We start from the raw sequence: 5191 nt of genomic DNA, 5'->3' as shown, positions 1-5191 counted from the left end.
GTCCCGTCGAGCCCTCGGTCCCGCCACCGAGGCGACCGCGCGGACCGCGGGGTCGGCGGCGGCCGTCATCAACGCCGCGAACCCGCCCATGCTGTGCCCCACCACGGCCAGCCGCGCCGGATCCAGCCGGGGGTCCAGGCGTACCGACTCCACCACGCGGGCCGCGTCCTCCAGCACGTGGTGCCACGACCAGGTCCCGCCGACGCCCCACGACCCCCGGTAGTGGAAGACCAGCGCCGCGTAGCCGGCCCGGCGCAGCGCCTGGGCCAGGTCGAAGTTGCGCTCGTTGCCCGGGAATCCGTGCAGCAGCACCACGATCGGATGGGGTCCGGGCCCGGCCGGGAGGTGCAGGACGCCGAGCAGCCGGTGGCCGCCGCTCTCGAACGTGACCGCGGGCGTGCTGGCCGGCGGCACGAGGGTGGCGGGAGGGTTGTACACGTCGGTCACGCGGATCTCCGTACGTCATCGAACCGGTCGTTTCGATGCGAAACTTAGCAGAGACTTGGAACCGGCCGGTACCATCTGACGCATGCCCGTACCCAAAGGCGCTTCCCTCGACCCCGTCCAGACCCGGGCGACCATCCTGCGCGCCGCCACCGGCCTGCTGTACGAGCGCGGCCTCGACGGCATCGGCGTGGCCGAGCTGTGCGCGACCGTCGGCGCGTCCAAGGAGACCCTCTACCGGCACTTCGGCTCCAAGGACGGGCTGGTCGAGGCGGTGCTCGAGGCCCGCAGCGACCATGTCGTACGCTGGCTGCGCGAGGCCGCGGAGGCGGCCGGCGACGACCCGGCCGCTCAGCTCGCCGCGGTCTTCGACGCGCTCGCCGGCTGGTACGCCGAGCCCGCCTTCCGCGGCTGCGCGATCGTCAACGCGTCCGCCCAGTGGCACGACGGCGTCCCGCGCACCGTCGCCGCCCGGCATCTCGACCGCCACCTCGACCTGCTGACCGGCATCGCCCGCCGGGCCGGGGCCCGGCAGCCGGAGGTCCTGGGCAGGCAGCTGCTGATGCTGGTGGAGGGCGCCACCGTGCTGGCCGACCACCACGGCGAGCGCGACGCCGCCGCCACGGCCAAGCAGGCGGCCCTCGCCCTGCTGCGAGGGCAGGGCGAGGGCGGTTCCTGAAAGCCGTCAGCGCGGCGGCGGGAGGGTGTGGAGGTTGCGCGGCGTGACCGAGCGGGCCAGCCGGTACGCGGCCTCCGCGTTCACGAGCCCGGACCCGGTCGGCCCGTCGTAACCGTCGGTGGCCACCTCGCCCATCGCGCTCTTGCCGTCGACCACGTCCCGCGCCGACGCCTTGAGCACGGCCTTGACCAGGCTCGGCGACAGCCCCGGCTGCGCCTGCTTGAGCAGCGCGCACACCCCCGCGATCTGCGGTGAGGCCGCGCTGGTGCCGCTGATCACGGCCCAGCCGTCGTCCTTGCCCGTGCCGTCCTTGTTCGGGTAGCCGGGTCCGGCCAGGCTCGTGTCGATCTCGTCGCCCGGCTCGACGGGCAGCATGATGTAGATGGCCCGCGGCTGCTTGCCGACCAGGCCGCACACGTCGGGCACGTGCCGCCCGGCGTAGATGAGGCTGTCGAAGCTGCTGGCGTAGTCGGAGGCCTCCATCCTGAACTCGCCGTTGGCCATCGTCTCGTCCACGAAGACGCCGCCGACCGCGATGACGTCCGGCATCATCGCCGGGAAGGCGACGTGGCCGTTGCCCGCCGAGAAGCAGACGACGATGCCGCGCTCGCGTACCGCCTCGATGACCGCCAGCTCCAGCGGGCGCAGCGCGTTCGGCAGGGAGGTGACGCCGGGCAGGTGGAAGCCCCAGCTGTTGGTCATGACCGCCGGCGACAGGTCGGAGGCCGCCTTGAAGGCGAGCGTGGGGTTGGCCCCCATCTTGACGCCGACGAAGTCGATGTCGCGGGCGCTGGCGAAGATGTTCGCGGCCTCGGCGGTGCCGTGACCGTACTCGTCGTGCTGCACCGCGGTGGCGTCGGGAGCGAGCGTGGCGTTGTAGTTGTAGCCGTGGTGGTCGTAGAAGGGGTGCCGGTAGAAGCCCGTGTCGGGCATCGCGACCAGCACGCCGCGGCCCGTCACCCCGCGGTCGTGCACCTGGTGCGCGCGCAGGAGGAGCGCCACGTCGTCGGGCACCCGCAGGTGGTGGTAGCCGACGCGGGGCGGGATGGGGGAGGGCGCGAAGAAGCGCGGCGGGGCCTGCGGGTAGGCCCGCTCGATGTACGGCTCCAGGTCCGGCGGGATCGAGAACGGCTCGCCGCTCACGTGCGAGAGATAGGACACCTGGGCGCCGGTCGCGGAGGTCACGTCCGGCGGCCGCCCTGTCAGCTCGGCCTGGCGCACCTCGACGTGGGTGCCGAACGTGCTCTCCCACAGCGACCGCGGTCCCTCGCCGCTGATGGAGTACGTGCCGACGTGCCGTACCGTGAAGCCCTTGGCCTGCAGCGCGTTCGCGGTGCGCTCGGCGAGGCCGGGGGCCGGCTTGAGCTGGTCGAGGCTCGCGGTCTGCGCCGCCGAGGATTCGGCGAACATCGAGGCGCCGCTCTCCGGCCGCAGGGCCGCTTCGAAGTAGACGGTGTCCTCACGTCGCTCGGTCATCGTGGTCATGTCGCTCCTTTGCGAGATGAGACCGGTGGACGGGTCGTCAGAGGGCGTGGAAGTCGGGCGGCTCCGCCCGGTGCACGGCGACCACGTCTCCGCTCAGCTCGGCGGGCACCGCCGGCTGAGGCAGGCCGAACACCCGCTCCCACACGTCCCTGGGCGCGCTGACGCTGATCGTCGTCCCGATGTGGAGCACCTTGAGGCCGAGCCGCGCCAGCGCGGCAGCCGCCTGGCGCTGCCGGCCGGGCGCCGCTTGGACCTCGGCCGAGACGATGTCACCCTCAGCGGCCATGCCCTCAGGCTCCGCCCGCGGGGCACGCCGCGACACAGGGGCCGGCCCAGGGATTACCCTGGGGTTGCGACCCTCAGCGGCCGGTCCACTTGATCTCGTACGCCTTGAGCGCGTACTCCTTGCCGTCCACGGTCGTGGTCACGTCGGAGTCCGCGGTGTTGACCAGCAGCAGCTGCTGCGGCTGCGCCAGCACCCTGACCTTGGCGTCCGACGAGGTGACCTGGTCCAGCTCGGCCCCGGCGGGGAACCACTTGACGAAGTTCGCCAGCAGCCGGCCGGTGTCCGTCTCGGCGCCGCTGCGCGTGTCCCACAGGCACGGCCGGCAGTCGCGGTCCTTGGCCTGCGGGTTCCAGTACAGGGCCGTGGCGGCGCCGCTCCGCGCGAACTCGATCATCGAGGCGGCCTGCACCGCGAGCCGCTTGTTCTCGGGCCAGGTGGTGCCGTCCTCGGGCACGAAGTACCACTCCGACCACCAGACCGGCAGGTCGCCGACCTTGTCCCGCAGCCACTTGGTGACCGCGCCGAACTTCGCCAGCGCCCCGAACTCGTCGGGCAGCAGCTCGTGCGCGTCCGTGGGCGAGGCGCCGTCGACCACGACGAAGTCGGCGCCCTTCTTGTTCTCGAACCAGTAGTTGAAGGCGTCCAGGACGTTCTGGTTGACGACCCCCCAGTCGCCGCGCAGCTCGGAGTCGCCGCGCTCGTTGCTGTCGAAGCCGAGGTACGGGCCGCCGACCTTGGCGTCGGGCCGGGCCTGCTTCACCGCGGCGTACACCTTGTTGTACAGCTCGGTGTAGCCCTTGTAGTCCGCGGGCTTGGAGTGGTCGCGCCAGAAGCCCTTGAACTCGTTCCAGACCATGAAGTACTTGACGTCCTTGTACCGCGTGGCCACGGCCGCCGTCAGCTTGGCGAAGTCGTCGAAGTGCTCGGGGTAGGGGGCGTCCTCCAGGTGCTCCCTCCAGGCCGACTCCTCGGTGGGGCCCTGGGGGCCGCCCTTCATCCAGTCGGGGGCGCAGCAGAGCGTCAGGACGGGGACGCCGCCGGACTCCCTCATCAGGTTGATCCGGCTGTCGAGATCCTCCCAGAAGTACTGCCCCGGGTAGGGCTCGGGGTTGAGCGCCCCGAACCCCATGATGTGCTGGTTCTGCACCATCGGGGTCTGCGAGAGCCGTCCGGCGACGTCGCGTTCGAACTCGGGGGTGATGTTGTTGGCGCTGACACCCGTATGGGTGAAGCCCCAGCGCGGCCAGCCGTCGTCCACCTTCGGCGGCGCCTCTGGCGCCGGCTGGGACGTGGCGGGAGCCTGCTGCTGCTCCTCCTGCTGGGCGCCCGTGGTCCCCTGCTCCGCGGGCCCGGCGGTGGAACAGCCGGTCATGGCCAGTGCCATCACGGCCGCTAAGACGCTCGCTCTGCCGAGCCTCCGCAAGATCGATCCCCCGCTAGTCGATGCCACCCGGTTCTCACCTGATCCTCGCCACTGATATACCGTCTGTAGCGTTCCATGGGTGGCCAAAAAGGGGCACATCGGGAGCGGGGTTCACAGCTAATCGTTATCCACGAAGAGACCGGCGTGGTCCCGCGCCCACTCGGCGAACGTCCGCGCGGGGCGGCCGAGGATCTTCGTCACCTCCTCCGTCACGGGATGGGGCCGGGAGCCGCCCCTGGCGTACCTGTCCATGAGGGCCCGTACGAACGGACCCGGCAGGCCGTTCCCGACCATGGCCCGCTCGGCCGCCTCCGGCGGGATCTCCTGGAAGCGCAGCGGCCGGCCGATCGCCTCGCCGATGACCCGCACCATCTCCTCGTGGGTCAGCGACCGCGGGCCGGTCAGCTCGACCCGGCGTCCGGCCAGGTCGCCGGTGAGCAGCGCGCGGGCGGCCACCTCGACCAGGTCCCGGTCGTCGAGCGGCGCCTCCTGGAAGGACGCGTGCACGTACCGGACGGTGTCGCCGGCGCGGATCTGGGCGCCCCAGGAGTTGACCGCGTTGGACGCGAACGATCCGGCCCGCAGGCTGGTCCAGCTCAGACCGCTGCCGGCGGCGGCGGCCTCGGCCTCCTTGTTCCGGTCGCCGCGGTAGCGGGAGGGCTGCTGGTCGAGCGGGTCGTCGATGTTCATCGCCGACAGGGCGGCCACGCGCGTCGCGCCGCGCTCCTTGGCCAGGGCGAGCAGCTCGCCGGCCGCGTCGCCGATGGCGCGCGAGTGCAGGAAGACGGCGGTGACGCCGTCCAGGTGCCGCGCCAGCGTGCCCGGCCTGGCCGGGTCGCCCTCGACGACCTGCGCCCCGGCCGGGAGCCGCGCC

The 5191-nt window shown here is 72.2% G+C and carries 6 protein-coding genes; 1 reads left to right on the top strand and 5 read right to left on the bottom strand.

Annotated features, from left to right (window positions below; all coding sequences use genetic code 11):
- A partial coding sequence (locus ACWDX9_RS59705) for an alpha/beta hydrolase family protein (RefSeq protein ID WP_449972653.1) occupies positions 1-447 on the bottom strand: 447 nt, incomplete at its 3' end.
- An 82-nt stretch (positions 448-529) separates the two neighbouring features.
- On the opposite strand from ACWDX9_RS59705, the gene ACWDX9_RS59700 reads away from it, so the two are divergent.
- Positions 530-1123: a TetR/AcrR family transcriptional regulator gene (locus tag ACWDX9_RS59700; RefSeq protein ID WP_449972651.1), complete on the top strand. Its 594-nt coding sequence runs from the start codon at positions 530-532 to the stop codon at positions 1121-1123.
- A gap of 6 nt (positions 1124-1129) precedes the next feature.
- Here the strand turns inward: ACWDX9_RS59700 and ACWDX9_RS59695 are convergent, their stop codons facing one another.
- The 4 genes from ACWDX9_RS59695 to ACWDX9_RS59680 form a co-directional block, all read right to left on the bottom strand.
- Entirely contained in the window at positions 1130-2608 is a 1479-nt protein-coding gene (locus ACWDX9_RS59695; RefSeq protein WP_449972648.1) for a S8 family serine peptidase, read from the bottom strand.
- Between the two features lie 37 nt (positions 2609-2645).
- A complete protein-coding gene (locus tag ACWDX9_RS59690; protein WP_449972646.1) occupies positions 2646-2894 on the bottom strand; it encodes a hypothetical protein in 249 nt (82 codons plus the stop codon).
- A 73-nt stretch (positions 2895-2967) separates the two neighbouring features.
- Positions 2968-4278: a xylan 1,4-beta-xylosidase gene (locus ACWDX9_RS59685; protein WP_449972655.1), complete on the bottom strand. Its 1311-nt coding sequence runs from the start codon at positions 4276-4278 to the stop codon at positions 2968-2970.
- A gap of 156 nt (positions 4279-4434) precedes the next feature.
- Positions 4435-5191, bottom strand: a 757-nt coding sequence (locus ACWDX9_RS59680; protein ID WP_449972643.1) for an NAD(P)H-binding protein, incomplete at its 5' end; no start/stop codon positions are given.

This window comes from Nonomuraea sp. NPDC003201, from assembly GCF_053590415.1.
Note: the sequence above shows the minus strand (reverse complement) of the source record. Positions and strands in the feature narration are given on the sequence as shown.